The following is a 25,188-nucleotide window of genomic DNA, read 5'->3' as shown; positions in this document are numbered from 1 at the left end:
GAAATGCGCTTTCACCGGCTCGCCGCCCAGCGAGCCGAACGGCGTGATGGCGTTGAACGACTCGCCGATGGTACGCACTTTCCAAAGCGCGAAGGTGGTGAGCCGTTTCACTTCCTCCGGTTTGAAGGCGAACTGCCACGAACGTGCGTCGAAATAAGCCACCAGGCCGTAGGCGAGGAATATCAGGAGGAAGCCCCAGCCCATGTCCAGCAGGTGATGGGTGACGTCTTTGAAATCGACGGTGCTCACAGCCCACGCAAAGAGGCCGACGCCGAACAGGAAAAACAGGGGTTTCAGGATTTTGGACATGATGCACTGCGGATCGGGAGTGAAGGGCGTATTGCGCCCGATCCATTGAGGATAGATTCAATCGGAAGAGAGGTCAACCCGGAGGGGCCGTAAAACGATGTGGGTTTTAACGGTCGCACTCACCGCCGATCATGTTGATCATGTCGAAGGTGGGGATGATGTCGGCCAGCATGGCGCCGCGCACCATCACTTCCATCGCCGCCGTCATGGTGAAGCAGGGCGGGCGCACGCGGCACTTGTAGGGGCGGCCGGAGCCGTCGCTCACCAGGTAAAAACCGAGTTCTCCGTTTGCCGCTTCCGTACCCAGGTACACCTCGCCGACCGGCGGCTTGATGCCGTCGATGGTCAGCTTGAAGTGGGCGATCATTTCTTCCATGCGCGTGTACACATCCTGCTTGGAAGGCTGGCGCATGTAGGGGTTGTCCACGTTGATGGGACCGTCCGGCATGTCTTTCATCGCCTGCTTGACAATCTTGTAGCTCTGCTTGATCTCCTCCATGCGCACCAGGTAGCGGTCGAAGTTGTCACCCGTGCGGCCGAGCGGCACGTCGAAGTCGATGCGGTCGTAAACCAGGTACGGCTGGGCCTTGCGCACGTCGTAATCAACACCGCAGGCGCGCAGGCACGGTCCGGTGAAGCCGTAGGAAATGGCTTCTTCCACGGAGATGATCCCCGTATCGCACATGCGGTCGAGGAAAATGCGGTTTTTGGTGAGCAGTTTGTCGACGTCGTCGAAAAGCGCGTCCAGCTTCGGGTACGCCGCTTTCAGATCGTCATCCAGGTCTTCCGGGATGTCGCACATCAACCCGCCGATGCGCACGTAGTTGGAAGTCAGCCGCGCACCGCAGATTTTTTCCAGAATGTCCCACAGGATTTCGCGGGCTTCGACGAAATAGATGAATGCGGTGAGTGCGCCCAGCTCCAGCGCAGCCGCCGCGATGTTCGTGTAGTGGTCGGCGATGCGCATCAACTCGTTGGTGACGACGCGGATGTACTGGCACCGCTCGGTGCATTCGATACCCAGCAGTTTTTCCACCGCCAGCGCGTAGCTGATGTTGTTCATGATGGCGGAGCAGTAGTTCAGCCGGTCCGTGTACGGGAAGACGTTGGTGTAGGTGACGCTTTCGCACATCTTCTCGAAACCGCGGTGCAGGTAGCCCACTTCGACTTCGCAGTCCACCACGGTTTCGCCGTCCAGCGTGAGGGTGAATTTCACCGTTCCGTGCGTCGCCGGATGGGACGGGCCCATGTTCAGGACCAGGTGTTCGGTATGCAAACTATCCTTGAGATCGGACATGTCTTCTATCTGCTCCTTGATATATAGCTTTAAGCTCAGCCGGCCTTCGAGATTTTGACCGAAACCAGACCCTCTTCACCGTTCCGCATCTTGTTGATGGGAACGTCCACCCAGTTCTTGGGAATGTACACGACACCCTGAACCGACCGCTTGTTGACTTCGACGGGAACTTCCACCGTGTGCGTGGAGGATTCGACCTTGATCCGGTCGCCGCTTTCCACGCCGAGTTCCTTCGCGTCCTTGGGATTGATCTCGGCGATACAGTCCGGCCCAATGTCCATCAGCGCCTTGGCGTACTGCGTGTAGGTGCCAATGTGGAACATGTGGTTGTTGCTGATCAGCGTGAAGGGGTACCCGTTGCCGTTCGTGGCGGGAGCGGCTTCCGCTTCGGTGACCGCGAAGCCCGGTTTGTGGCTGCTTTCAGCGGGGGCCCATTGCTTGGACTTTTTGCCGGGAAACATTCCCTTGTAAATGGGCGCGGCGATTTCGATTTCCGCCTGCACATCCTCGACCGAGTTGAAGTCGAACGGCTTGCCGAACGCATCCGCCAAATCGAGAAAGATGTCGAAGTCCGGGCGCGACTCGCCTTCCGGCAGGACCGCCGGTGTGACCTTCTGTACGTGGCGGGTCATGTTGGTGAACGTGCCTTCTTTTTCCGCGTAGGTACAGGACGGCAGAACCAGGTCCGCCATCTTCGCGGTCTCTGTCATGTACGAATCGTGCACCACGAGGAAGGGTACCGTCTGCAGTGCGTTTTTCACCACATCTGCTTTGTAATAGCTGTGGCAGGGGTCCTCGCCGGCAATATAAAGCATCTTGACGTGGCCCTTGGTGCAGTGTTCCCACAGATCATCAACCAGGTTTTCCCCTACGAACTTGAGTTCATTGAGGCCCCAGGTCTTGGCCAAGTGAGCCAGTGCCTCGGGGTCGTCCGCGCGCCGGTAGCCCGGCAGGTATTCCGGGGTGAGGCCCATGTCGTTGACGCCCTGCGAGTTGCAGTGTTCGCGCGGCGGGTAGATGCTGACACTGCCTTCGCCGCCCGCGTGCACGAGGATCGACAGGTTGAGAAGCGCGTCCAGAATGGCTTCGCCCCGGCCGGTTTCATGGATATCGTTGCCAACCAGGATGAACCGGTCGGCATTGCGGCTGAAGCGTTCCGCGGCGCGGGTGAGCGTCGCATCATCCAGACCGGTTGCGTTCTGGGCGTAGTCGGCGGTGTATTTGGACAGTGATTGAACGAAGGCGTCATAGTTTGGCAGGACGGTTTTGACCTTGCCCGTGTCCACGAGGTTCTTGTCGATCAGGATTTTGCTGATGCGGTTGGCCACCGCCAGATCCGAGCCTGGTTTGTACGTCATCCGCACTTCCACTCGGGATTCGTGGTTGAAGACCACGTTACGCGGGTTGGCGATGAGGATGTCGGTGCCAAAGTTGATCGCTGCCTTGCGGATGGAGTTGCCTGCAACCGGGTATTCCGAGGGAATGTCGGTGTTGAACAGCAGCACCACGTCCGCCTCATCCAGCTCCGTGATCGGCTTTGACACGATGCCGTTTTCGAAACACTGCTGGGTGAAACGGTTGACGTACGGCGCCCGCACCTGATTGAGATTGGTCAACTGATTGGTACCGACCAGACCGCGAAACAGTTTCTGGAACAGGTAATTTTCCTCGTTGGTCAGTTTTTCCCCGCCGATGGCGGCGATGCTGGCCGGTCCACTGCGGTTGATGGTGGCTTTCAGGCGATCGGCGATGGTCTCCAGCGCTTCCGACCAGCTGACTTCCTGAAAGGTGCCACCGACATTCATCATAGGCTGCTGGATACGCTGCTTGTTGTGGACCATGCCGTGGCCGAAACGGCCCTTGGCGCACAGGTTGCCTTCGTTGATTCCGAGGTCGAACGTTTCGTCGCCTTCGATGCGCACCAACTGACCTTTTTTGGTTTCCATCTTGACCGTGCAACCCCATGAACAGAAGTTGCAGGTGCTGTGGGTGTTCTTGAACATGGATGCCAGGCCGCGCGCGCTCGAAGTCATGTCCATCAACGCGCCGGTGGGGCAGACGGTGATGCACTGGCCGCAAAACTCGCAGTCCAGCGGCTCGTCGTTGGCGGTGCCGATGCCCACCTGGTAGCCGCGCTTGTGGTAATCCAGTGCCTGCACGCCCTGAATCTCGTCACACACGCGTACGCACATGCCGCACATGATGCACCGGTTCAGGTAAAACTCGATGATCGGGTTGGTCTTGATGCTGGGCTCGTTGCGGCGCTTGATCTCGAAGCGTCCGTTCCACAGCTTCAGGTGGTCGGTATTGTCCTGCAGGGGGCAGACGCCGGATTTGTCACAGATCGGGCAGTCCAGCGGGTGTTCGACCAGCAACATCTCCAGACACGCACCGTTGTAGCGGCTGGTTTCATCCGTGTCCGTACGGATCTTCATGCCTTCGGATACCGGATGCGTGCAGGAATAGACGAGATCCTTCTTGCCGTCCTCGTTGATTTCCACCATGCACGTACGGCACGCTGCGAACGGCTTCAGTTTGGGGTTCGAACACAGGTTGCTGATAAAAATATCCGCCCGCTTCGCGGCATCGAGGATCATCGTGCCCTCAGGCGCGGTGAGCGGCTTGTCATTGATCGTGAAGTTGACCGTTTTTCTGACGACGGTACTCATTTATTCCTTCGGCTCCTGGTATTTTTAAAGCTTGTAATGATCACAGATTTCGTAGGTTTTTCCGGGTCGATGGTGCCATGCGTGTCTTCGCCGATGATGGCCATCGGAGCGGCGCCGCAGTTGCCGAGGCAGGAGGCAAATTCCAGCGTGAACAGTTTGCTGGCATCCGTTTCGCCCTTGCCGATCCCGTATTTTTCCTGCAATTTCTGAGCAATAACGGGAGCGCCTTTGACGAAACAGGCCGTACCGTAACAGAGCTTGAAGATGTACTTGCCCGGCTCGACGATGCGGTACTGGGGGTAGAAGGAGATGACGCCGTAAATCTCCGCACGCGTGATATTCAACTCCTCCATCACCACCTCGACGATCTCATCCGGCAGAAACCGGAACTCGTTCTGGATCTTGGTCAGCAGGGGAATCAAAAACTGGCGCGACCGGCGCGGAAAGCTGTCCATGATCTCATAGACCTTGTCCATGCAGATTTTCGTTTCTTCCGGGGCGGCGGTCTCCACGGAGGTGGATTCTTCCTGATTGGTTTCGATTTCCGGGTTGTCCATGAGGGGTCTCTATAATGGATGGGTTGACAGTTAGAAACTGAACCGTAACTCATTTGAATTATGGCAGGTTAATCTTATCAAACCTGCGGAAAAAAACGAAGTATATAAACCCGGCGAATAAGCTGTCAACCTAAATATGGCTGCGGGGAAGAGTTGTAAAAGGAAGGGGACGAGTGTGGTGCGTATTGACACAAATATCAAAACGCAGCGTGCCTCAGCAACTTCGATGCGATTCCATAAACCCCTGCAATAATTGCAGGGGTTACATTCGGTGCAAGGATCACATTCCAGACGGCAGTTAAACCGAAACAAAGAGGAGGGATTGCACTGAAAAAATTAAGATACTAAAGTAGGAAGTTGTATATAAATATTTGTTTTTAAATAAAATATTATTTTATTTTGAGCGGGCCTGTTTTGCCGGTCCGGGTTTCCAGTTCGGCCAGCCGTGTCAGGGCACCCGTGTGGTCGGGGTCGATACGGAGAGCCATGCGGAAGGCGGAGCGGGCTTCCCCTCGCCGATGTGCGGCGGCAAAAGCAACCCCGAGATTGAAGTGGGCGTCTGCGTTGCTTGGATCGTAACGCGCTGCCTGCTGGAAAGCCCAAACCGCTTCCCGGTACCGCTTGAGTTGCAGCAATACCCAGCCGCGGCTGAAATGGGCTGAAGGGTTTTCGGCATCAACACGAAGGGCGCCGTCCAACGATGTGAGCGCGTCCGGATACCTTCCCAGAAGATCGTAAAGCACTCCCAAGTTGAACCGGGGCTCAAAGTAATCGGATTTCAGCCGGATGGCCTCGGAGTAGGCATGAATGGCCTTATCCGGTTGCCCTATTTCGCTGTATATGACGCCCAACTGATTATAGATTCTATAGTTTTCCGGATCCAGTTGAACCGACTGGTGGTAAGCCTTGAGGGCCATCTGGTATTGACGGAGATGCCAGTAGGCACTTCCCAGTTTCAGGAGAGTCTGTTGCCGGCGGGTGACATCGCCCATCGCTGCCCGCAGGGCAGGCACCGCCTCAGCGTAACGTTCCAGTTCCAGGTAGCTGTCCCCAAGCATGGCCTGAGCTTGAAAGTTGTCCGGATTTCGCGCCACGGTCCGTTCCAAATGAATCACGGCCTGCTCATGCCTTCCCAACCGGGTTAAGATGATGCCCAGACCGAAGTCCGCCTGAGGCAGTTCAGGGTTCAGTTGCAGGGCTTTTTTGAAGGGAATGACGGCTTTTTTCAGCTGGTCCAGTTGCATGAGCGCGTCACCCAGGAACATCCAGGCCTGGGAGCGGCCGGGGTCCCTGCGCAGGGTCTCGCGAAGCGGTACGATGGCCGCGCGGTAGTTCCCCAATTGCCATTGTGTGTTGCCCAGGCTTTGCCAGATTTCCACTGAATCCGGAAAAAAGCGGAGGGATTTCTGGTATGCCGATATGGCATCCTGCCAGCGGTTGAGTTCTTCATAGGCACGGGCCAGTTTCAGCTGCACAGGCCCATTTTCAGGGTCCAACCGCAGGACGTTTTCAAACTCTTCGGCTGCCCGGTGGTAGTTTTCCTGAAGCAGGCTGAGGTCCGCGATGCGATGGTGAGCGCGGACGTGTTTCGGGTTCAGGTTGAGCACCCGCATGTATTCGACGATCGCTTTTTCCATTTGCCCCAGATTTTCCAAAGTCTGACCCAGGTGGAAACGGATATCGAGATTGTTTGAATCAAAACGTAAAGCGTTTTCAAAAGACTCGCGGGCGTTGACCAATTGGCCCAACTCCAGGTATTCGCGACCCAGCTGGTAATGACTTTTGGCCTGCTGCGGTTGTACAAACGTCAGCTCCTTGAATGCCAGCATCGCTTCCCGGTGTTTTCCCATGCGGCTCAGGGCGCGGCCCAGGTATTCCAGGGCCAGGGCGTTTTGGGGATCGATGCGGAGGGCGTTCTCCAAAGGTTCCAAAGCCTTTTTCAATTGGCCAGTGGCCACCCGAATGCGGCCGATGGCGGCATAGGCATCGGCAAAATTGCTGTTGAGGTCGAGGGTCTGCTTGTACTGGGAGATGGCAGAGTCGAACTGGGACAGCGCTTCCATGCTTTTTGCCAGAGCAAATCTCCATTCCGGGTGCAGGGGGCTGAGTTCCAGCGCGATTAGGTATTCCGGGATAGCTTCGGTGTGCCGGTCGGTTTCCGCATATGTCCGGCCCAATGCAAAATGAGCCCGCGGCATGCCGGGGTTGATCCGAAGCGAGTTGGTCAGGTGTTCAAGCGCCTCTTCGTATTTCTTAAGCTCCAAATTGGCATATCCCAGTCCAAACTGGGCATCGGCAAAATTCGGGTCCAGCAACACCGCTTCCCGAAAGGCTTCGGCGGCCTCCTTCGTGTGGCCCAGTTGGCTATGCGCTTCGCCGATCTGATAGTAGGCACCGGAATAAAGCGGTTCCACCTCCAACACCTTTTTGAATTCAGCGATGGCCTTGTCATACAGGCCGATCTGCGCGTACGCCCGCCCCAGCCCGAAATGAGCGATGTAGTCGTTGGGGTCGACCTTGAGCGCGTCCCGGTACTCCTGCATGTGCAGGAAGTCGGCGTGGGACGGCACACTCGCAAGGACTGTCCCCAGCAACAGCGACAAAACGAAAGCGATTTTTTTCATAACTGGTCTCTGCATGGCAAACCCTGTTTCCATATCGTCACAATCCTCCGGGAAACAAGGGGAAGGGGACAAAATTTCTTTCCATTATCGCTAATTTCGCTGGAAGATGCCGAAGTTTGCCTGCGGAGTCGTTTTTAGTTCAAGGGATTTTTCAAGCTTGCCGATAAGTGATGAAGCAACGCAAATTCAACTCTTTTGAGAGGAAATCGGCATGCCGACCAGCACTTATTCCGATCTCGAATCCGTCCTCAAGTTTTTTAACCACGCCAAACCGCGGTCCCTTTTGGATATCGGTGTTGGGTTCGGCAAGATTGGATTTCTGGCCCGGGAATTTCTTGATGTCATGATGAACGAGTCGTACCGGCCAGCGGACTGGAAGGTTCGGATCGATGGCATCGAGGCCTTTTCCGACTACATTCAGGATCATCACAAAGCCCTTTATGATTCCATCCATATTGGTGACGCTTTTGAGGTCATCGATGGACTGGGCAAGTACGACGCGATTGTGCTGGGCGACAGCCTGGAGCATTTCGAAAAGGAACGCGCCTGGCAGATGCTGGACAAGTGTGCCGAACACTGCACAGGTTACCTGATGATCTTCATCCCGCTGGGCGAGCGCTGGGAGCAGGAAGCCATCTACGGCAACGAATACGAGCGGCACCTGTCTTTCTGGACCCGCGAGGAGTTTGAACCCATTGCCACCGCCTGCAAATTCAGTCGATTCGAGGGCATCGGCGATTACGGCCGGTTTCTGATCCACGTGGGTCATTACCGCCACCACCGCTTGCGGATGCATGCTGACGACCTGTTCCGAAACGGCGAGAAGGATAAGGCCATCGCTGTGCTGACATCAGGCATGGAAGGCTTGCCGGTGAATGTGGAGAGCGAATACCAACTGGTCGATTTCCTGCTGGAGATGGATCGCCTGCGGCAGGCGGTCCACCGTCTCAAATCCATCCAAATCAAATTCCCCAACGAAGCCCCGGTGGTGGGGGCCTATATCGAACGCGTGGAAGCCTTTCTTGCCCGGCAGGCCAAAGCCTCCTGACCTTTCCTGCAAATCCAGGATTATTTATTCAACCGCCCTGCAGCTGGTACTTGACGACAGCGCGGTTGTGGTCATCCAGGTTCGTGGAAAACTTATGCGTGCCGTCCTGACGTGAGACAAAGTAAAGAAATTTTGTTGCGGCGGGATTGAGAGCCGCCTCGATGCTGTCCAGGCCGGGGCTGGCAATGGGGCCTGGCGGCAGGCCGGGATAGAGGTATGTGTTGTAAGGGGATTCCACAGACAGGTCTTTCTTACGGATATTGCCGTCGAAATCGGCCAGCGCATAGATCACCGTCGGGTCTGTTTGCAGTCGCATGTTGCGTTTCAAGCGGTTATGGAAAACAGAGGAGATGATTTTCCTCTCCGAAGGAGCCCCGGTTTCTTTTTCTATAATGGAGGCCAGAGTGACGATCTCGTGCAACGTGAGGTTCATGTGTTCGGCCTTGCGGGCGGCTTCAACCAGATTCACTTTTTCCTGAAAAGTCTGCACCATGGTTTCCACGATGCGTTTCTCGCCTGCGTTTCTGGGGAACTTGTATGTTTCCGGAAACAGGTAACCTTCCAGATTTTTCGCGGGAGCGCCCACTTTGCCGATCAATTCCGCATTGCGCGTTTCCTCTAAAAAACGTTCCCGGCTTCCCAGCCCCGCCTGTTCCACCAGCCCTGCAATTTCAAGGATGCGATACCCCTCCGGCACGGTGAGTGTGTGCAGAACCGACTGGCCGGAGGTGATGGTTTCCAGAATCTGTTTGGGTGGCATGGCTCCAGACAAACGGTACTCGCCGGCACGAACCTGGTTCTGTTTTCCCTGAAGATAGGCAAACAGCACAAACCCTGTCGGGTTGTCGATGAACTGCTCTTCATTGAGGTGATGGGACACCTGTTTCAGGGTCATGCCGCGGGAAATGTCCACAATGCGGGAATCGGCAGCGGCGGACAACGGCGAGGTGGAATAGCTGTACAGCCAGAATGAGAACCCGAACACTCCGGTCAATACCAGAAAAAGGCCTGCCAGAAGCGATGTCTTCAAGTAACCGTTCATGGAAAAAGCCTTGCCAGACCGTGTGCCCCTTTACCTTCGCGTTACCCTTTGCTGCGGAGGATGGATTTGATTTGCGTGACGAACTCGGCGTTTTCATCATGGGTGCCGACTGTGACGCGCAAACAGTTCCGCAGGCGCGGGTGGCTGTTGAGATCCCGCACCAGTATACCTTTTTCCACCAGCTGATTGAACACCTCTTCGGAGCTACGATGCACGCGGAATAACACGAAATTGGCGTCGGATGGAAATATCTGAAGTTCGGGGAGATTCGACAGGATTTTGATCAGCCAGTCGCGTTGTTCGAGTATCTGGTCGATCTGCTGTTTCACCGGTCCGAACCGGTTCAGCAATACGGCGGCCAGCTCCTGCGATACGGTGTTGGAATTGTAAGGCAGACGGATTTTGTCCATCTGCTCGATAATCGCCGGGTGCGCCACCGCGTAACCGACGCGCAGGCCGGCGAGCCCGATCTTGGAAAGGCTGCGCAGGATCACCAGGTTGTTGTGCGTCTCCAACTGATCGAGAAAAGTATCGCGCGCAAAGTCGTAGTAGGCCTCGTCGAGTACGGTGATGCCTTTGAAATTCTCCAGCACTTTCTGGATGGCTCCGCGGTTGAAACAGTTGCCGGTCGGGTTGTTGGGGTAGCTGAAAAAGACGATGCGCGCCTGCGTTTGTTCCAGCTTTTCCAGAAACGGTTCCGCCGCGAAATCCCATTGTTCATCGAGCGGAAAGCTCTCCGCCTTCGCTCCCATGCCGCGGGCGATGATCGAGTACATGGCAAAAGTGGGATCGGGGAACACCACCGTGTCGCCGGGGTCGCAGAACACCTGGATGAGAATCTGGATCAGTTCGTCCGAGCCGTTGCCAATGGCGAGTTGGTTCGTGGAAACGGACAGACGCTGGGACAGCACGTCCTTCAAACGCTGACTGGCCGGATCCGGGTAGCGGTTCAACTGAAACGTGCGGAAGGTGTCCTGAAACAGGTCGAGGATTTCCGACGGCGGCGGGTATGAGTTCTCATTGGCGTGGAGCTTGATGTCGCAGTCGAAATTTTCCACGTGGTATGCCTTGAGCGCTTTTATCTTGTCTTTGACCAGTTGGTCGAGATTTACGTTTGCCATGCCGCCTCAGTCGGATTTCAGGATGTCGCCGATCACCGGACAGTCGGTGGTGAAGCGCGAACTGCGGTGCTTCTCGGCGCGGAAAATACACAGGAGCGTTTCCACCGTCTCTTCGACGCTGTGGTTTGCGACGATGTAATCGTACAGCCGGTACTGACCCATTTCAATTTTTCCGGCGGTCAGGCGTTCGATTATTTTTTCCTCGGACTCGGTGCCGCGTTGCCGCAGGCGCCGTTCCAACTCGCGCAGGGAAGGCGGCAGAATGAAGATGAACACCGCGTCGAGTTTGAGTTTGCGGATGGACGCCGCACCCTGAGGGTCCGCTCCAGAATCACATCCTCGCCGCGGTCCCGGTGGGCTTTCAGGGTACTGTGCGCAGTGCCGTAAAAATGATTGTGCACCCAGGCGGACTCCAGAAACTCGCCTTTCTTCTGCATCGCCTCGAACCGTTCGCCATTAATAAAATGATAGTCAACCCCTTCGCGTTCGTTCTGCCGGGGCGGGCGGGTGGTGTGCGATACAGAAAACTTGATGTCCGGGCGGACTTCCCGCAGGCGGTTGCATATAGTGGTTTTGCCGGTGCCCGAAGGCGCGGACAGGACGATGAGCAGGCTGTTGTTTTGGGGTCGGGTGTCGGTCATGGAATCGGTTTGATCGCGTGATTGCAAAATCACTCGATATTCTGCAATTGTTCGCGGATTTTTTCCAGAACGCTTTTGATCTCGATCACCGACTGGGAAGTGGGGTAGTCCGCGGATTTGGACCCGATGGTGTTGGTCTCGCGGTTGATTTCCTGCGTGATGAATTCCAGCTTGCGCCCGGCGGGCTCCTTGGAACCGAGCAGTTCGGCGAACTGACCGAGGTGGCTGTGCAGGCGGCTGATCTCTTCCGAGATGTCCGAACGGTCGGCCATGATGGCGATTTCCTGCGCCAGCCGGGTTTCGTCCAGATCCTGTCCGGTTGTCAGCGCCTGGATTTTTTCTTTTAAGCGCTCGCGGTAGGCGTCCAGCACCATCGGCCGGCGTTCCTTGATCGTTTCGAGGTGCTCGCCGATCTGGCGGATATGCTGGCCAAGTTCGGCTTCCAGATTGGCGCCTTCTTCGGTGCGCATCTGGATGAGTGCGGTGAGCGCGTCCTCGACGGTTTCCATGACCATGGACTCCTGCGCCGGGTCCAGCTCCAGTTGCTCCGTCATCAGGATATCGCGTACACCCAGCAGGGCCTCCAGCGGCAGGTCGCCGGACAGGCCAAATTGTTCTTTCAACTGCCGGGCGGCGTCCACGTATTGCGAGGCCAGTTCGATATTGGGTTTCAGCCTGGTGTCGGCGGACTCGCCTTCGGTTCTTTCAAGAGCAACGAACACGTCGAAGGTGCCGCGCGCACAGCGGGCCTTGATGCATTTTTTCAGGGGAAGCTCGAGGGCGCTCAGATGCTTGGGCAGGCGGGTGTTGGCTTCGATGAAGCGGTTGTTGACCGAGCGGATTTCGACCTTACAGGAAAACGCTCCGCTCTGTTTTTCTGACCGGCCGAAGCCGGTCATACTTTTCAACATTCGGCCGGCAACCTTCCAGCTAGACTTTTTCGAAGACGATGATGTGGTGCCCGTTGTCGCGAACGTGCGACACCAGTTTGTGCCCCTCGTTCTGAACACTGCGGGGAACGTTTTCTGCCGGTTCGCCGTCGTCCAGGACCACTTCCAGCTTCTGACCGGGAGACAGGCTCTCCAGCTTGAGCTTGGTTTTTACATAATCCTGCGGGCTCTTGACCCCTTTGAGGTCGATCTGTGCGTGGACGGCCTCGGCGGTGGAGGTGCCTCCATTGCCGGCGGGAGATGCCTTTGCCTGCTCCGCAATTTCATCGGTGACGCGGATGCGCAGGGATTTCTCCGACTGCATCTTGTCGTACGCTTTGCGGCATTCGCCGATGAGGGTTTTTGATTCGTCGATCAGGCTCTGCGCGAATTCCGGTTCGGCGGTTTCGGGATCTTTCTGGAACCGTTCAAACACGCCGGAGTGGGACTCGGACACGATGCCGGTTTCCACGATCAGCGACTCGAACTTCCTCATGGTTTCTAGGTTGTCCTCGAAGTCCATGCCCTCGGTCACCAGGAGCGCCCGCGCCGCCAACGCCAGCGAGCGGTTGGCCTGCCGAACGGAATCAGCGATCAATTCCTTCTCGAACGCGCGGGTGCTCTGGAACAGGGCGCGTTCGGCTTCGGACAGTTGGTCGGTGATCATGTCGGAGACCGCACCGGAACATTCGCCCTGGCCGCGGTCGTCCAGCGTGAACTTCTCCGTCGAATGATAATCGACATAGGACTGCGGTGAGTCGGTGATATTCGGCAGGTCCCTGAGATCGGACAACAGGTCGGCGAAGTAATTTTTGCCGACCCGGTCGTAAAATTCAGGAAAGGTTTCGCCTTCCTGCCGGTCTTGTTTGTAAGCATCCACGGTGCGGCGCGTTGCCAGCGGTACGTTTTTCGCCGGGATCTTGATCACGTGTTCGCCGAACTTCGCTTCCGTCTCCGAAATGCGGCCGCCCAGCATCATTTCGTAATGTGGAGCGAGCACGCCGTTGACCTTTTTCGCACTGCCGGAAAAGCCGATGTCCGCAATGTGGTGCTGGCCGCAGGAGTTGGGACATCCGCTGGCCTTGATCGACAGGGAATCCAGGTCGGTGGAGCCGGTGTACAGGTTCTCGATGTCCTCGGTGAGCTGGTTGATGAGCCCGCGCGAATGCGTGATGCCGAGGTTGCAGGTTTCGGAACCGGGGCAACAGGTCATGTCCTTCAACTCTTCCGTGCCCGCCTTGTGCTGGCCGATTTTCTTGAGCTCGCCGAAGACGTTGCCGAAGGCTTCCTTCTTGACCCACGGGATCATGATGTTCTGGTGCACGGTGTTCACCAGGCGACCCCCGGCGAAGTCGTCGGTCATTTTGGCGATGGCGCGGGCGTGGTCGCTGGTCAGGTCGCCCAACTGCAATTTGATGTGCACGTTGTAAAACCCTTCCTGTCTCTGCGGGAAGGTGTTGCGCGCCACCCAGTTCTGAAAATCCGGATCGTTGTCAAATTCGTTCGCCGGGGTGAAAGCGGGAATTTCCGGAATGGCCTCATCGGGCACGTCGATTTCCGGAAACGATTTGCCTTCGAGCTTGGCGAATTCTTCCTCGACCAACCGCCGGGTTTTATCGACGCCGTATTTGTCCAGCACGTACTTGAAGCGCGCCTTGTTGCGGTTCTGCTTGTTGCCGTGCTGGTCGAACACGCGGATCACTGCCTCGCAGGTGCGCAGGAGGTCTTCCGCCGGGACGAAATCCGAGAAGTGCTGGGCGAGGCGCGGCGAGGAACCCAGACCGCCGCCGATGATCATGCGGAAGCCGCGGCGCCCGTCGCGGATGATGCCGTTCAGACCGATGTCGTGAATGGGCGCGAGGCCGCAACCGTTGCAACCGCCGACGCTGATCTTGAATTTGCGCGGCAGGTTCTGCGTCAAGGGATGGCGCAGGAGAAAACGGGAGACGGCGCTGGCGTAAGGCAACACGTCGAAGGTTTCTTCCTTGCAGGTGCCGGCCTTGTGGCAGGCGGTGACGTTGCGCACGGTGTTGCCGCAGGCTTCGCGGGTGGTGATGCCGTGGGCGGCCAGGTCCTGCAGGCCCTCAGGCACGTCTTCCAGCGCCACGAAATGGAACTGAATATCCTGCCGGGTGGTCACGTGGAGGATTTTATTGGAATATTTATCCGCGAAATCGGCGAGGCCGCGCAACTGGTCGGTCGTGTACCGGCCCAGGGGCAGTTTGGTGCGCACCATCTGCACGTGGCCGGGTTGACGTTGACCGTAAATGCCGTGTTGGAGCCGGAAGCGTTTAAAATCCTCCTCGCCGACGTCGCCCTTCTCAAGGCGTTCCACTTCCGCGGCGAAGTCTTCCAGTTCCTGTACGATTTCGGGGGGGAGATTCAATGATTTTAAGTCCATAGCGATAATCCAAAACTAAAGATGCACTGCTTTATGCGTTCGCCCGGGGGCAGGGCGGATGCGTCAAATGATGGGGGGCGGCTCAGCCTGAAAACACTGATTCCATAGCGTCTCCCGTTTATTTTCTGCCGCCATTATGGATGCCATCATATAATAATTTGCCCTGAAAAAACAGGGGAATCGGTCGATAATACTGTTATTTTGATGTTGGAAGTCGCAAATACGTTTCCAACACTTTCAATATTTGACATAATTTTTTAGAATCAAAAACTTACCCCGGTGTGGGAATCCACTACGGATGCTTTCTCCCTCCGCATCGAAGGCATTGATAGAAGAGGCCTTGATTAAGCCATGATGGACGCGGGCTGGACGTTTCTGGATATCTCCCATTTTTGGATATGGGCCAATTTTCTGGTGTACCTGTGCGTCTTCACGGTGGCGCTGTACATCAATTACAACTTCAACACCATCATGGTCGGGGTGATTTACCTCCTGCCTTTGATCCCGTTCGGTCTGGAAGCCGCCAATGCGCCGCGTTTTCTCATGGTGTCGTTCCAGAACCTGGTGTTCGGGGTCATCGAGGTCGTGATCTTCGTGATCACGGTGAAACCGCGGGACGCCACCTTCGACCGCGAGCACATCAAGCAGTTGATCGGCCACGTCCTGCCCATTGCGGTGGCGCTGATCGGGCTGTCTTTCGTCGCTCGCATGAGCACCGCTCCCATGTCCGGGGGGGAGCTCGCTCTCATCACGACAGTGTTTCTGGCGGGATCGATCATGCGGGTGCTGGCGGTGTACCAGTTGGGAGCGACGGCATTCAAATTCGACATCGTGTTCCGCGACGACCAACAACTGAAGACCACCCACCTGTATCGATATATTCGCCATCCGTCCTACACGGCGATGATGATCGTGATCCTCGCCTACGCGGTCAACACCCACCACCTGCTGGCGGGGGTTCTTGGAATGGTGTCGGCAGCGTTCGGGTTTCAGTACCGTATTCATTACGAGGAGAAAGGGTTGCAGGAAAAGTTCGGGGAGGATTACCTGCGCTACCGCAACCGCACCGGCATGTGGATGCCGCGGCCGGGTGGGGTGAGGGAAAGCAAATGACCGGGGGGCTCACTCCTGCGGAAACCAGGTTTTCCAGTAAGGCTGGGTCACTTCACCCGTTTCCACCGGATTCTGGAACCACAGGGCTAGGCCGAAGACGGCACAGATGTACAGGTAGCTGGCGCTGTAGAACAGCGGTTTGCTGGCGCTTTTGCCGTTGAAGCGGGTGACTTCCGGTTTGGCCACATTTTTTACGCGGTAGAAATTGGAGATGGCCATCAGCACGAACAGCACCGTCGGGTGGTAATCGAACATGGCCATGAGAAACGCGGAGATCGGGGCGATGCCCGCCATGGCCAGCAGTTTCACCGGGTGGTTGCCGGTGAGATCGTCGAACGTATTGAGCGCCGCCATGTAGCACACCAGGTAAAACAGGCCGGTGAGACCGAGCCAGATGAAAAAGGCCAGGATGGTGGTGCCGCCGGTGATGTCTTCAATACCCAGAACCATGGCGGAAGCATAGCAGGAGTCCTGGAAACGGGCAATCGGGAGAAAAGCGGATGACCGAGGAAAGGCGGAAATTCGGCCGGGAAGGGGAGGCGGCGGCGGTGCGCCACCTGAAAAAGCAGGGTTACCGCATCCTCGAAACCAATTTCCGCTCCAGTGCGGGCGAGATCGACATCATCGGCGAGCACAACCGGTCGCTGGTGTTCATCGAAGTCAAAACCCGCGCCGACCTGGAAAAGGGGCACCCCGCCGAAGCGCTGACTCCCCGGAAGCAGAGGAAGATCGGGCAGGTGGCCAACCAGTTTCTGGCCCAATATAAAGCAGGGGACCGTACCTGCCGGTTCGATGTCGTGGCCATCACCGGAGACCCTCAAAATCCAAAGGATTGGAAAATTGAGGTGATTCAGGATGCCTTTCGATTGTAGAATTGGCATTGAAGATGAGACATTAAGGTCTTTAACCGATACCGACAGCAAGGAGCTTATTGCGTGAATTCCATATTGAAGAAATTGTCGAACCTGTTCGGGCCCGGATCGCGGGAAAAGGAAGAAGCTAGTGCTCCTTCTGCCACGGCTTCCTCCGCACCCCCTGCCTCTTCCGGTGAACCGCCGCTCCGTCGCCGGGTTATCCAGGCTCCGGTTATCATGGAGCAGGATGAAGCCAGCCGTAAATCCGACAAGGTACTGATCAAGGCGGAACTGTCCGGCATGCGAGATTCGTTGAAACTGATGGTCAACCGACCCTTGTTCGACGGCTATTCCTGGCATTTTTCGTCATTTGAAAGCGCGGCGGGCTCGCGTCTCGCGGAGGCGGTGTTCAGCGTGGACAAGGTGGAAACCCTGCTGGTGCAGGGGTCGACCGCCACCGTCACGCGTACTGAAGCGGCGCACGTCGAGCAGTGGAAAGAATTCGGCGAACAACTGGGGGCCGCCATGCGCGAGGCCATCGAGTCCGGCGAGCCGCTCATTTCCGAAGAAATCAAGAAGTCGATCCCGCCGGAAGACACGGTGCGTCAGGACATCCAGAAAGTCATTGATGGCGAAGTCAATCCAGGGGTGGCGGCACACGGAGGATTGATCGTGCTGAAAAAAGTCGAGGGCAACACCGTGCACATTGTCATGGGTGGCGGGTGTCAGGGGTGCAGTGCGGCGGACCTGACACTCAAGCAGGGCATTCACAATGCTTTCCGAAACGCAGTACCTTATATCGGCGCGATCCTGGACGAGACCGACCATGCCGCCGGCACGAACCCCTATTTCTCCTGAGGTGACGCATGCCCAAACTCAATCGATTCCACATCAAGATCGAAACGGGGGAAGTGGGGACAAAACAGCCCGTTTATTTCACCATCAACAATCACAAGGTCCCCTTCGAGGAAGTCAAGGGTGATGTGGGGCCGGGGCAGACTTTTGAAAGCGGGTTCGAGGTCTCAAGCTTCGCGCACTCCATGACGCTGGTTGGCCCGGAGCAGGGAAAATGGGATATTCAGAAGATCCGGGTGGATTACGACTGCGAAGGCACCCAGCCGTATTCGGTTACCTTCGGGCAGGTGGAGCTGGATGAGGCAACCGAGGTCAACATCTGGAACGATCCACCGCTTCCTACCTGGGACGTGTGAAGCCCTGAAGTGAGCGTTACCGGGTTTTGGAGGTGTCGCTCGTTACTTCGGCGACGTTGTCCGAGGAGGGAAACACGCCCCCCCGAAACTCCCCGTGAAGGTCTCCCAGCAGGATGTAGTTTTTGACCGTGGTCTCCAGCGGGATGAGGTGCTTCGAGGTCCAGAAGATCAGTTCTCCGTCCTTGGTCTTGAAGACGTCTTTGGGAATTTTGATTTTGATCAGATATTCGTTTTTGGGCTTGAGGGCACTGTCATTGCCGATCCGGCGTTTTTCGTTTTCTGTGTAGATGTAAACCTGGATGGCCTTCATGCTTTTTTCGGGTATCGTGTTGATAAGGTATCCCTTCCCCTTTTCGACTTTTCCATACACCTGATTGCGGAAGTTGTAGAACGCCGCCAGAATGTCATCGAAGAAAATTTGAGGAGGGATGTCTTCCCGGCCCTGGTCCACCTGTTTCTTGTTCACATAATCCATCCAAAAGTGGTTGCGGTTATGGTAATCAAGGATGTGGTTGGTCTCTTCCACCCGTTGGCCAATGATGACCTGGCGGATAAAGCGGATGGTTCGAACCCGGTTGCCATTGTCGATGACCTCAAATTTGGAATGGTAAAAGTGTTTGCGGTAGGAAGTGAAAAAGCCGACAAACCCCTTGGTCTCCGCCAGAAGGGTGGCGTGATAAAGGTTGTCTTCTTTAAAAAATTTTACCTCCACCGAAGCGGCTTTGCTGAACAGGAGGAAGTCCACATCCCATTTGAGGACCTCGCCGTTGAACCGGCGGATGTCCCCCTCGGGGCTGTAATGATTGTATTCGCCTTCCGAAGTGATCACGTGGCGGATATTGCCGGAAGGGGCTGCAAGGACCGGCAGGTTGGCAGCGAACCATTCCACGACGACCAGCAGGCCCGTGCAGGACAGAAATAGGAACCCATTCAGAAACAGTATTTTCAGATGGGGACGGGAATGTAGGAAACTCATAGGCAAGGGCTTGAAATCAGAGCACAGTTGAATACAATATAGGAAAAATCTGCAGACCGGGATATCTTAAACTAAAATGCCTGTGGGCATATAATTGTTTTTTCATAGATTTGTCACCATGAGCACGGAAACCTTACCAGAAACCTTGCCGGAAACCGTTCCGGAATCGCCCGATACCGTCGTCACCCCTGATTCCCGGAGTCGCACCGGATACATGCCCCTTTACAGGGTGATCATGTGGGATGACGATGTCACCACCATGGAATTCGTCATTCGCATGCTGTTCAAGGTGTTTGGCAAGGACTACAAAACGGCGGAACGCTTGATGCTGGAAGTGCATTACACTGGCAGCGCACATGTGGACACCCTGCCTCTGGAGCGAGCGGAATTCAAGGTAGATCAGGTCCATAAAGCGGCGGCTCTCGAAAATTACCCGTTCCGCTGTACCATCGAGCCGCTTTAGCCGACCTGTTTCCCCTCACCCGCGGGTTCTCCCCCTGCTCAACCACGTTGTTCCAGCGGCACGTAATCGTGGCTCGTTTTTCCTTGGTAAATCTGCCGGGGGCGCCCGATGCGGAAATCCTTGTCCCCCTGCAATTCCACCCAGTGGGCAATCCATCCCGGAAGCCGTCCGATGGCGAACATCACCGGGAACATATTGACCGGGATGCGGAGCGCCTTGTAGATGATCCCCGAATAGAAATCCACGTTCGGGTAAAGCTTTTTCGAGATGAAATAATCGTCTTTGAGGGCGATTTCCTCCAGCTGCAGGGCAATGTCGAGCAAAGGTTCCTGCACCTTCAGTTTGTCCAGCACTTCGTGGGCCATCTGTTTGATGATCTTGGAGCGGGGATCGAAATTCTTGTAAACGCGGTGCCCGAAGCCGAACAGGCGGGACGACCCTTCCTCGTTGGGTTTCTTGGCTTTCTCCACGAACTTTTTGGCGTCGCCACCCTCGTCCTGAATTTTCTGCAGCATCTCCACCACCGCCTGATTCGCGCCTCCATGAAGCGGCCCCCACAAAGCGTAAATGCCTGCGGATACCGAGGAGTACAGGTTGCAGCGGGAACTGCCGACCAGCCGCACCGTGCTGGTGGAGCAGTTCTGCTCATGGTCGGCGTGAAGCATGAGAAGGACGTCCAACGCCTTGGCCGCCACCGGGTTCACCTCGTAGGGTTCGCAGGGGGTGGCGAACATCATATTGAGGAAGTTTTTTGTGTAACTCAGGTGGTTCTGGGGATAGAGAAAGGGCTGCCCCAGGGATTTCTTGTAACTGTAAGCGGCGATGGTCGGGAGCTTCGCCAGCAGGCGGTGGATGGTGATTTCGATTTCGCGTGCTGTCTGGTTATTGAACTGGTCCTGGTAAAACGTGGCCAGGGCCCCCACCACCGCACTGCATACGGCCATGGGATGCGGGTTGTTGGGGAACCCGTCATACAGTTTTTTGATCGACTCGTGCACCATGGAGTGGTGCGTGATGTGGTACTGGAAATAATCCAGCTCGGACCGGTTGGGAAGATGGCCGTAGATAAGGAGAAATGCGGTCTCGATGAAATTGCTTTTCTCTGCCAACTGCTCAATGGGGATGCCCCGGTATAAAAGAATTCCTTTTTCTCCGTCCAGGAATGTGATGTCGCTCTGACAACTGCCCGTACTGACATAGCCGGGATCGAAGGTGATGTAGCCCGTGGAGGACCGCAACGTCGTAATGTCGATGGCCTTTTCGCCACAGGTTCCTTCAATTACGGGCAGTTCGTATGTGGTTCCATTCAGCACCAGCTGGGCGGTCTCGGTCATGTTTCCCCTCCCTGGTTTGACTTGGAATGAAGCTCGATTCTTTCCGTTCACCGACGGTAAGTGTATTATAGCGTGATTTGTCCACCTCCTTTAAATGGTGCCTGAAAACCATGACCAATGCCAACAACAAAAATTCAGGAAACCTGCTTCTGTACATGATCCTCACCGGGGTTGTTCTCGGAGTGTTGTGCGGATGGGTATTTGGTCCGAAAATGCACGCGGTGGACTGGATCGGTGAGATGTTCCTCAACGCCCTCAAGATGATGGTCATCCCCCTGGTGCTGTCGTCGCTCGTGGTCGGTATCGCCGGTTTGGGCGATATCTCAAAAGTCGGGAAAACCGGCGTCATCACGCTCGTGTACTTTTTAAGCACCACTGCTTTTTCAGTACTCATCGGCCTCGTTGTGGTGAACCTCATTCAGCCGGGGGTGGGTGTGGAAATGAGTGTGGCCCCGGAGGCTGAAACTTACCTGAAAGAGGCCCGCGGCGTCACAGATCTTTTCCTGAGCTTCGTCACGCCCAACCTGGTTCAGTCCATGGCCAACATGGATATTCTTCCGCTTATCATCTTTTCGCTGGTGTTCGGCGGGGTGCTGACGACCATGGGAGAACGCGGGCGGAGTGTGATCGATTTTTTCGATGTGATCAATGAGGCGGTGATGAAGATCGTGCACCTGATCCTCTACACCGCGCCTATTGGCATCTTCGCCCTCATCGCTTCCAAACTGGGGGCGGCGGGCGGAGGAGACCAGTTTGTCGCGGAGCTCATGAAAATCGGCAAATTCGCCTTCACCGTGATATTCGGCCTGCTGGTGCACGGCATTGTGGTGTTGCCGGTGATTCTGATGATGGTCACCCGTCGCAACCCGTGGAAGTATTTTCAAAATGCCCTGCAGGCGCTGACGACTGCGTTTTCCACCGCCAGCAGTTCCGCCACCCTGCCGGTGACCATCGAGTGTGCTGAAGAGTACAACCGGGTGTCGCGTCGGACTTCATTATTTGTGCTGCCCATTGGGGCGACGGTGAACATGGACGGAACGGCGCTGTATGAATCGGTGGCCGCCATCTTCATTGCCCAGATGCTGGGTGTGGATCTGACCTTCACGCAGCAGGTGATCATATTCCTCACCGCATCGCTGGCCGCCATCGGGGCGGCGGGAATTCCGGAAGCCGGGCTCGTGACGATGGTGATGGTGCTTCAATCGGTAGGTCTGCCGACCGAGGGCATCGGCATGCTGTTGGCCATCGACTGGTTCCTGGACCGTTTCCGCACGGCGGTCAACGTGTGGGGCGACTCCATCGGGTGCGCTGTGGTCGATGAGCTGGAAACCAAATACGTGGAAGGAGGGTAGCTCCATGGAATGGATTATTTGTGCGTTGATGGGGGTGCTGGTGGGGGTTCTGTCCTCGCTCAGCGGTCTGGGCGGCGGCTTTCTGGTGGTGCCGCTTTTGATCTACCTCGGACACAAGGCGCAGTTGGCCGTGGGAACGTCGTTCATGGTGATCCTGATGATCGCCATCTCGTCCCTCGTCGCTCACGGCCGCTTGGGCAACGTGGATTTCAAGATGGGCCTGATGCTGGCCCTGGGCGGCGTGGTGGGTGCGCAGGTGGGTCCGCTCATCCTGAAACAGATTCCCGACGCGTATTTCAAAATGGGATTTGCCGCCGTCCTCATCGGCATGGGGGTCTGGATGATGATCAACGCACTCCGCAACTCCGCCGCCTGAGGCGGACCTGACGAACCATCCCCACACCGCAGGCGGAGCGTTCAGCCAGCCGTCTCGTCGGTTCGTTCCCCCCGAACCAGTCGCGCCGCGAAGGGACCTTCCCCCAGCTTGTTGATCCAGTTCGAGCGGCCTTTGATGAGGTTGTACATCATCGCCCGGTCCCCGTTCACCGTATCGGTCCACGTGACGTCGGCGCAGTCCGGCTCGAACACCGGTGGCAGGTGGATCATGTCACCGCCCTTGGCTTTGAGCTGGTAGCTTTTATCGAAGATGGTTTTGATGTCTTCCAGCCGGCACACCCGCCAGTCTTCGAATCCTGCAAACTTTTCCTTGTTGAGCTGTTCCGCGTACTCTTTGCACTGCTCCAGGTTTCGCCAGCGCCCGAGCAATTGCCGCGTGTCCTTTTTAATCCACGTGAGGCCGGTCTGACTGTCGGTGACGGTATCGTTTCCATTGTCTATGAATCTCGATTCAGACATGGTTTCCTCTGATGTCAGGTTTCCAATCGGTTGTCTTTATTCGCGCCAATTATAACAAATTTCACTATGTGACCGGGAGAGGGGATCCAAACCTTCCCGGGAAAACAGGATCATCGTCCGGTGCTGAAATACAGGCCCTGAAAACTGTATTTGAGCTGGGGCGGAAACCGGATTTCAAATATGCCATCTTCCAGAGGCGGTGCGTACGAATCGGCGATCATCACGTTGTAGTCGAAGGGGCTTTCCGAACAATCGCGGAAAAAGCACCAGCGCAGGTGAATGGGAACACGCAGGTCGCGTTTCAGAATAATGCCGAGGATGTTGGGTCCGCTGAAAAAAAACTGCAGAACGAATCGTTGGTGATTGATCTGAAAAGTTTCCCGCAAAGGCAGGGCGGTCAGGTCCACAGGATTGGAAACAGGAATGGCTTTTTGGGGGAATTTTTTTATGGAAACCGGTTCCAGGGAAAATGCAAGCGACGGCCAGGAAAGGTTCCAGACCAGAATCAGGGTTACGAATCGGCAGGCTTGGATTAGGGCAAGGGGATTGTTTTGCTTCATGAAGTCGGGGGTGACAGGGTTGAAGGCTTCCGGGTCAAAACGAAAAAAAGCCGATAGAATAAAATATTCTATCGGCTTTTTGAATCACTCAGGTCAAGGGCATGGGGCCCGAAACTTTGGATGACGCTTACTTCAGGGTTTTGTGATAATCACCACAAAGTTCGTTCGGTACCAGAACTTCCTTCATGAAACCTTCGCGGCTTTGGTTCATCTGTTTGCGGTACTCATTGTCAGAGTTTTCACCCTGGCAGTCGCCCGGAACGAGTCCGTGTACCTGCGCTTCTTCAACCGTCTTGGCTGATTTCCAGGACTGGTCGGTCTGCGAAGAACCGAACTGCTGATAAACGTCCACTCCGGTATTCGGGTTGACGTGCAGGACGTTGCGGGATGCAGAGTTCAACGCGCTGGTGATGGCACGGTCCTTGGCTCCGATCTCCACCATGGTCTTGCCCACGCCCATTACACTCTGATCAACCGGAACATTAGCACCCGGCAGCAACTCATCCGCCATAGCGGAGGTAGCGCCAAAAGTGAGAACCGTCACAAAGCTGATTGCTACCATCAAAACTTGTTTTTTCATTATTCGTCTCCCCATAGTTAAATTAACGAAGTGATGTTAATTTCCAACGATATAGATAGCCAGTTTTGAAGGCGATGATTTTTTGTTGTCGGGAGACGGGAAAGCCCTAAATTTTCCCACCTTTCCGGATGGTTCGGCCAAAATGTATAATCTTGAAGGATATTTGTCAACAGAAAACGCCTCCGTCCCGCTCATCGCTTTGCCGACCCCCGGGCGGATTCCTGGCGGGCCCCTCTCAAACCCTGAATAAAATATAACAATTCAATGGTTTAAACCAGAAAAAAACATGTTATCAAAGTAAAGATTCATCGGTTTTCACAATAACCGAAACGTGGTTCAATAAGAAGGAAGATTGAAAATGATCCGGAGGAGCATGCGAGGTTGTTGTTCCGTCTCTGGAGATACTTTTGCCCTATTGAAGCTGGGAGACATGGACAAACGATATTTCACTATTGAAGAAGCCAACGCGATGGTTCCGGATCTTCTGGAAATCGTTCCGAAACTTCAGGCCCTTCATGCCAAATTGAGCGATGCATTTCCTGATGTTCGCAACGCGTGGGAAAAGGCACGCTATGGAGGCGGCAGCGTGCAGGGTGCGGATTACCTGGCCGTGGCGCTTGCGGCAAACCAGTTGACCAACGCGCTTGAGTCCAAGGGATGCGTCATCAAAGGCATTGAGCGGGGCCTGGTGGATTTCCCGGCCATGCGGGACGGCAAGGAAGTGTTTTTGTGCTGGAAAAACCCCGAAACGGAGATCAGGTACTGGCACGATCTCGATACCGGGTTCGCAGGCCGTCAGCCATTGTAAACCGGCAGGCAAAGCCGGCTAAGGCCCGGACCGACGGCGTGTTGTGGTAGAAGCGGTTACCAGTCTGCGTACCTGCTTCACCAGTTCTGTATTGCCGACAATGGCCGTGCCCTCCTCAATGCTGGCCTTTCGGCCATAAAAGTTGGCAAACACCCCGCCCGCTTCCTGCGCCAGAATCTTGATCGGTGCGTAATCCCAGACGAAGGCCAGCGGGTCCACCATCACATCCAGCACGCCGCGAATGGCCATCAGGTGGCCGAAGGCATCCGGATAGGTTCGAACCAGGGTGGCGGTTTTATGGAGCGAATTCAGAAGGCGCGTTTGTTTGGTATCGCGAAAGCAATAGGCATCCGCCGTGCCCACGGTGGCTTGCGCCAGTTTGGATTCGGAGGAAACCCGGAGGCGGCGGCCCTCACACCACGCACCTTCTCCCTGCACCCCCCA

Annotated in this window: 25 protein-coding genes and 1 pseudogene; 9 read left to right on the top strand and 17 right to left on the bottom strand. The window is 55.9% G+C overall.

Features of this window, described 5'->3' with window-relative positions:
* The 5 genes from TX82_RS12020 to TX82_RS12000 all read right to left on the bottom strand — a co-directional run.
* A partial coding sequence (locus TX82_RS12020; RefSeq protein WP_042251190.1) for a lysylphosphatidylglycerol synthase domain-containing protein occupies positions 1 to 309 on the bottom strand: 309 nt, incomplete at its 3' end.
* 106 nt (positions 310 to 415) lie between these two features.
* A complete protein-coding gene (gene nuoD, locus TX82_RS12015) occupies positions 416 to 1,606 on the bottom strand; it encodes an NADH dehydrogenase (quinone) subunit D (RefSeq protein ID WP_005010950.1) in 1,191 nt (396 codons plus the stop codon).
* Between the two features lie 35 nt (positions 1,607 to 1,641).
* Positions 1,642 to 4,275 carry a molybdopterin-dependent oxidoreductase gene (locus TX82_RS12010; protein ID WP_005010948.1) on the bottom strand — a complete coding sequence of 878 codons (2,634 nt, stop codon included), beginning with the start codon at positions 4,273 to 4,275 and terminating at the stop codon, positions 1,642 to 1,644.
* A complete protein-coding gene (locus TX82_RS12005) occupies positions 4,272 to 4,832 on the bottom strand; it encodes an NADH-quinone oxidoreductase subunit NuoE family protein (RefSeq protein WP_005010945.1) in 561 nt (186 codons plus the stop codon). Before TX82_RS12005 ends, TX82_RS12010 begins: the two co-directional genes overlap by 4 nt.
* Positions 4,833 to 5,221: 389 nt before the next feature.
* Complete coding sequence (locus TX82_RS12000) at positions 5,222 to 7,456, bottom strand: tetratricopeptide repeat protein (protein ID WP_042251187.1); 2,235 nt, start codon at positions 7,454 to 7,456, stop codon at positions 5,222 to 5,224.
* A 211-nt stretch (positions 7,457 to 7,667) separates the two neighbouring features.
* Here TX82_RS12000 and TX82_RS15385 point away from each other — a divergent pair, with 211 nt between their 5' ends.
* The gene (locus TX82_RS15385) at positions 7,668 to 8,504 is read left to right on the top strand and encodes a class I SAM-dependent methyltransferase (RefSeq protein WP_005010941.1); all 837 of its coding nucleotides are present in this window, start codon (positions 7,668 to 7,670) and stop codon (positions 8,502 to 8,504) included.
* A gap of 28 nt (positions 8,505 to 8,532) precedes the next feature.
* Here TX82_RS15385 and mltG read toward each other — a convergent pair whose 3' ends face one another.
* The 5 genes and pseudogenes from mltG to TX82_RS11970 all read right to left on the bottom strand — a co-directional run bounded on the left by mltG (position 8,533) and on the right by TX82_RS11970 (position 14,638).
* Positions 8,533 to 9,546 (bottom strand): endolytic transglycosylase MltG, encoded by a 1,014-nt coding sequence (mltG, locus tag TX82_RS11990; RefSeq protein ID WP_005010940.1) that lies wholly within the window; start codon positions 9,544 to 9,546, stop codon positions 8,533 to 8,535.
* Positions 9,547 to 9,587: 41 nt separating this feature from the next.
* Positions 9,588 to 10,667 carry a histidinol-phosphate transaminase gene (gene hisC / locus TX82_RS11985; protein ID WP_005010936.1) on the bottom strand — a complete coding sequence of 360 codons (1,080 nt, stop codon included), beginning with the start codon at positions 10,665 to 10,667 and terminating at the stop codon, positions 9,588 to 9,590.
* Positions 10,668 to 10,673: 6 nt separating this feature from the next.
* Positions 10,674 to 11,308: pseudogene (gene gmk, locus TX82_RS15750) on the bottom strand (guanylate kinase).
* A gap of 29 nt (positions 11,309 to 11,337) precedes the next feature.
* Positions 11,338 to 12,219, bottom strand: a complete 882-nt coding sequence (locus TX82_RS11975; RefSeq protein ID WP_005010935.1) for a YicC/YloC family endoribonuclease — start codon at positions 12,217 to 12,219, stop codon at positions 11,338 to 11,340.
* 19 nt (positions 12,220 to 12,238) lie between these two features.
* Complete coding sequence (locus TX82_RS11970; RefSeq protein WP_005010934.1) at positions 12,239 to 14,638, bottom strand: ferredoxin-like domain-containing protein; 2,400 nt, start codon at positions 14,636 to 14,638, stop codon at positions 12,239 to 12,241.
* A gap of 351 nt (positions 14,639 to 14,989) precedes the next feature.
* Here TX82_RS11970 and TX82_RS11965 point away from each other — a divergent pair, with 351 nt between their 5' ends.
* The gene (locus tag TX82_RS11965; RefSeq protein WP_005010933.1) at positions 14,990 to 15,751 is read left to right on the top strand and encodes a methyltransferase family protein; all 762 of its coding nucleotides are present in this window, start codon (positions 14,990 to 14,992) and stop codon (positions 15,749 to 15,751) included.
* 9 nt (positions 15,752 to 15,760) lie between these two features.
* On the opposite strand, the gene TX82_RS11960 is transcribed toward TX82_RS11965, so the two are convergent.
* Entirely contained in the window at positions 15,761 to 16,201 is a 441-nt protein-coding gene (locus TX82_RS11960) for a hypothetical protein (RefSeq protein ID WP_005010929.1), read from the bottom strand.
* Between the two features lie 50 nt (positions 16,202 to 16,251).
* On the opposite strand from TX82_RS11960, the gene TX82_RS11955 reads away from it, so the two are divergent.
* From TX82_RS11955 to TX82_RS11945, 3 genes are all read left to right on the top strand, one after another.
* Entirely contained in the window at positions 16,252 to 16,623 is a 372-nt protein-coding gene (locus TX82_RS11955) for a YraN family protein (RefSeq protein ID WP_005010927.1), read from the top strand.
* Between the two features lie 63 nt (positions 16,624 to 16,686).
* Positions 16,687 to 17,463 (top strand): NifU family protein, encoded by a 777-nt coding sequence (locus tag TX82_RS11950; protein ID WP_005010925.1) that lies wholly within the window; start codon positions 16,687 to 16,689, stop codon positions 17,461 to 17,463.
* Positions 17,464 to 17,471: 8 nt separating this feature from the next.
* Complete coding sequence (locus TX82_RS11945) at positions 17,472 to 17,816, top strand: hypothetical protein (RefSeq protein WP_005010923.1); 345 nt, start codon at positions 17,472 to 17,474, stop codon at positions 17,814 to 17,816.
* Positions 17,817 to 17,832: 16 nt separating this feature from the next.
* On the opposite strand, the gene TX82_RS11940 is transcribed toward TX82_RS11945, so the two are convergent.
* On the bottom strand, positions 17,833 to 18,792 hold the full coding sequence (locus TX82_RS11940) for a DUF3108 domain-containing protein (RefSeq protein ID WP_005010920.1): 960 nt from the start codon (positions 18,790 to 18,792) through the stop codon (positions 17,833 to 17,835).
* Positions 18,793 to 18,910: 118 nt separating this feature from the next.
* On the opposite strand from TX82_RS11940, the gene TX82_RS11935 reads away from it, so the two are divergent.
* Complete coding sequence (locus TX82_RS11935; protein WP_005010918.1) at positions 18,911 to 19,255, top strand: ATP-dependent Clp protease adaptor ClpS; 345 nt, start codon at positions 18,911 to 18,913, stop codon at positions 19,253 to 19,255.
* Between the two features lie 38 nt (positions 19,256 to 19,293).
* Here TX82_RS11935 and TX82_RS11930 read toward each other — a convergent pair whose 3' ends face one another.
* The gene (locus TX82_RS11930) at positions 19,294 to 20,589 is read right to left on the bottom strand and encodes a citrate synthase (RefSeq protein ID WP_005010916.1); all 1,296 of its coding nucleotides are present in this window, start codon (positions 20,587 to 20,589) and stop codon (positions 19,294 to 19,296) included.
* Positions 20,590 to 20,699: 110 nt separating this feature from the next.
* Here TX82_RS11930 and TX82_RS11925 point away from each other — a divergent pair, with 110 nt between their 5' ends.
* Complete coding sequence (locus tag TX82_RS11925) at positions 20,700 to 21,941, top strand: dicarboxylate/amino acid:cation symporter (protein ID WP_005010912.1); 1,242 nt, start codon at positions 20,700 to 20,702, stop codon at positions 21,939 to 21,941.
* Positions 21,942 to 21,945: 4 nt separating this feature from the next.
* Positions 21,946 to 22,317, top strand: a complete 372-nt coding sequence (locus TX82_RS11920; RefSeq protein WP_005010910.1) for a sulfite exporter TauE/SafE family protein — start codon at positions 21,946 to 21,948, stop codon at positions 22,315 to 22,317.
* Between the two features lie 41 nt (positions 22,318 to 22,358).
* Here TX82_RS11920 and TX82_RS11915 read toward each other — a convergent pair whose 3' ends face one another.
* The 3 genes from TX82_RS11915 to TX82_RS11905 form a co-directional block, all read right to left on the bottom strand.
* Positions 22,359 to 22,796: an Lcl C-terminal domain-containing protein gene (locus tag TX82_RS11915; protein ID WP_005010908.1), complete on the bottom strand. Its 438-nt coding sequence runs from the start codon at positions 22,794 to 22,796 to the stop codon at positions 22,359 to 22,361.
* Positions 22,797 to 22,906: 110 nt separating this feature from the next.
* Positions 22,907 to 23,356, bottom strand: a complete 450-nt coding sequence (locus tag TX82_RS11910) for a hypothetical protein (protein ID WP_005010907.1) — start codon at positions 23,354 to 23,356, stop codon at positions 22,907 to 22,909.
* 127 nt (positions 23,357 to 23,483) lie between these two features.
* A complete protein-coding gene (locus tag TX82_RS11905) occupies positions 23,484 to 23,936 on the bottom strand; it encodes a hypothetical protein (RefSeq protein WP_005010905.1) in 453 nt (150 codons plus the stop codon).
* A 430-nt stretch (positions 23,937 to 24,366) separates the two neighbouring features.
* Between TX82_RS11905 and TX82_RS11900 the strand changes: the two genes are divergently transcribed.
* The gene (locus tag TX82_RS11900) at positions 24,367 to 24,744 is read left to right on the top strand and encodes a DUF2203 domain-containing protein (RefSeq protein WP_042252559.1); all 378 of its coding nucleotides are present in this window, start codon (positions 24,367 to 24,369) and stop codon (positions 24,742 to 24,744) included.
* A gap of 18 nt (positions 24,745 to 24,762) precedes the next feature.
* On the opposite strand, the gene TX82_RS11895 is transcribed toward TX82_RS11900, so the two are convergent.
* Positions 24,763 to 25,188: inositol monophosphatase family protein (locus tag TX82_RS11895; protein ID WP_042251179.1), on the bottom strand; the 426-nt coding region annotated here is incomplete at its 5' end.

The sequence above is a fragment of the Nitrospina gracilis 3/211 genome, from assembly GCF_000341545.2.
Taxonomy (GTDB): domain Bacteria; phylum Nitrospinota; class Nitrospinia; order Nitrospinales; family Nitrospinaceae; genus Nitrospina; species Nitrospina gracilis.
The sequence above is the reverse complement of the archived record's forward strand: the minus strand, read 5'-3'. Positions and strand labels throughout refer to the sequence as shown.

Coding starts and splice junctions, on each gene's coding strand:
- hisC (WP_005010936.1), bottom strand. CDS start 10,667: ATGGCAAACGTAAATCTCGACCAACTGGTCAAAGACAAGATAAAAGCG.
- nuoD (WP_005010950.1), bottom strand. CDS start 1,606: ATGTCCGATCTCAAGGATAGTTTGCATACCGAACACCTGGTCCTGAAC.
- TX82_RS11910 (WP_005010907.1), bottom strand. CDS start 23,356: ATGAAGCAAAACAATCCCCTTGCCCTAATCCAAGCCTGCCGATTCGTA.
- TX82_RS11975 (WP_005010935.1), bottom strand. CDS start 12,219: ATGTTGAAAAGTATGACCGGCTTCGGCCGGTCAGAAAAACAGAGCGGA.
- TX82_RS12000 (WP_042251187.1), bottom strand. CDS start 7,456: ATGAAAAAAATCGCTTTCGTTTTGTCGCTGTTGCTGGGGACAGTCCTT.
- TX82_RS11970 (WP_005010934.1), bottom strand. CDS start 14,638: ATGGACTTAAAATCATTGAATCTCCCCCCCGAAATCGTACAGGAACTG.
- TX82_RS11925 (WP_005010912.1), top strand. CDS start 20,700: ATGACCAATGCCAACAACAAAAATTCAGGAAACCTGCTTCTGTACATG.
- TX82_RS11935 (WP_005010918.1), top strand. CDS start 18,911: ATGAGCACGGAAACCTTACCAGAAACCTTGCCGGAAACCGTTCCGGAA.
- TX82_RS11940 (WP_005010920.1), bottom strand. CDS start 18,792: ATGAGTTTCCTACATTCCCGTCCCCATCTGAAAATACTGTTTCTGAAT.
- TX82_RS11960 (WP_005010929.1), bottom strand. CDS start 16,201: ATGGTTCTGGGTATTGAAGACATCACCGGCGGCACCACCATCCTGGCC.
- mltG (WP_005010940.1), bottom strand. CDS start 9,546: ATGAACGGTTACTTGAAGACATCGCTTCTGGCAGGCCTTTTTCTGGTA.
- TX82_RS12010 (WP_005010948.1), bottom strand. CDS start 4,275: ATGAGTACCGTCGTCAGAAAAACGGTCAACTTCACGATCAATGACAAG.
- TX82_RS11945 (WP_005010923.1), top strand. CDS start 17,472: ATGCCCAAACTCAATCGATTCCACATCAAGATCGAAACGGGGGAAGTG.
- TX82_RS11915 (WP_005010908.1), bottom strand. CDS start 22,796: ATGTCTGAATCGAGATTCATAGACAATGGAAACGATACCGTCACCGAC.
- TX82_RS11920 (WP_005010910.1), top strand. CDS start 21,946: ATGGAATGGATTATTTGTGCGTTGATGGGGGTGCTGGTGGGGGTTCTG.
- TX82_RS12005 (WP_005010945.1), bottom strand. CDS start 4,832: ATGGACAACCCGGAAATCGAAACCAATCAGGAAGAATCCACCTCCGTG.
- TX82_RS11965 (WP_005010933.1), top strand. CDS start 14,990: ATGATGGACGCGGGCTGGACGTTTCTGGATATCTCCCATTTTTGGATA.
- TX82_RS11955 (WP_005010927.1), top strand. CDS start 16,252: ATGACCGAGGAAAGGCGGAAATTCGGCCGGGAAGGGGAGGCGGCGGCG.
- TX82_RS11905 (WP_005010905.1), bottom strand. CDS start 23,936: ATGAAAAAACAAGTTTTGATGGTAGCAATCAGCTTTGTGACGGTTCTC.
- TX82_RS11900 (WP_042252559.1), top strand. CDS start 24,367: ATGGACAAACGATATTTCACTATTGAAGAAGCCAACGCGATGGTTCCG.
- TX82_RS15385 (WP_005010941.1), top strand. CDS start 7,668: ATGCCGACCAGCACTTATTCCGATCTCGAATCCGTCCTCAAGTTTTTT.
- TX82_RS11930 (WP_005010916.1), bottom strand. CDS start 20,589: ATGACCGAGACCGCCCAGCTGGTGCTGAATGGAACCACATACGAACTG.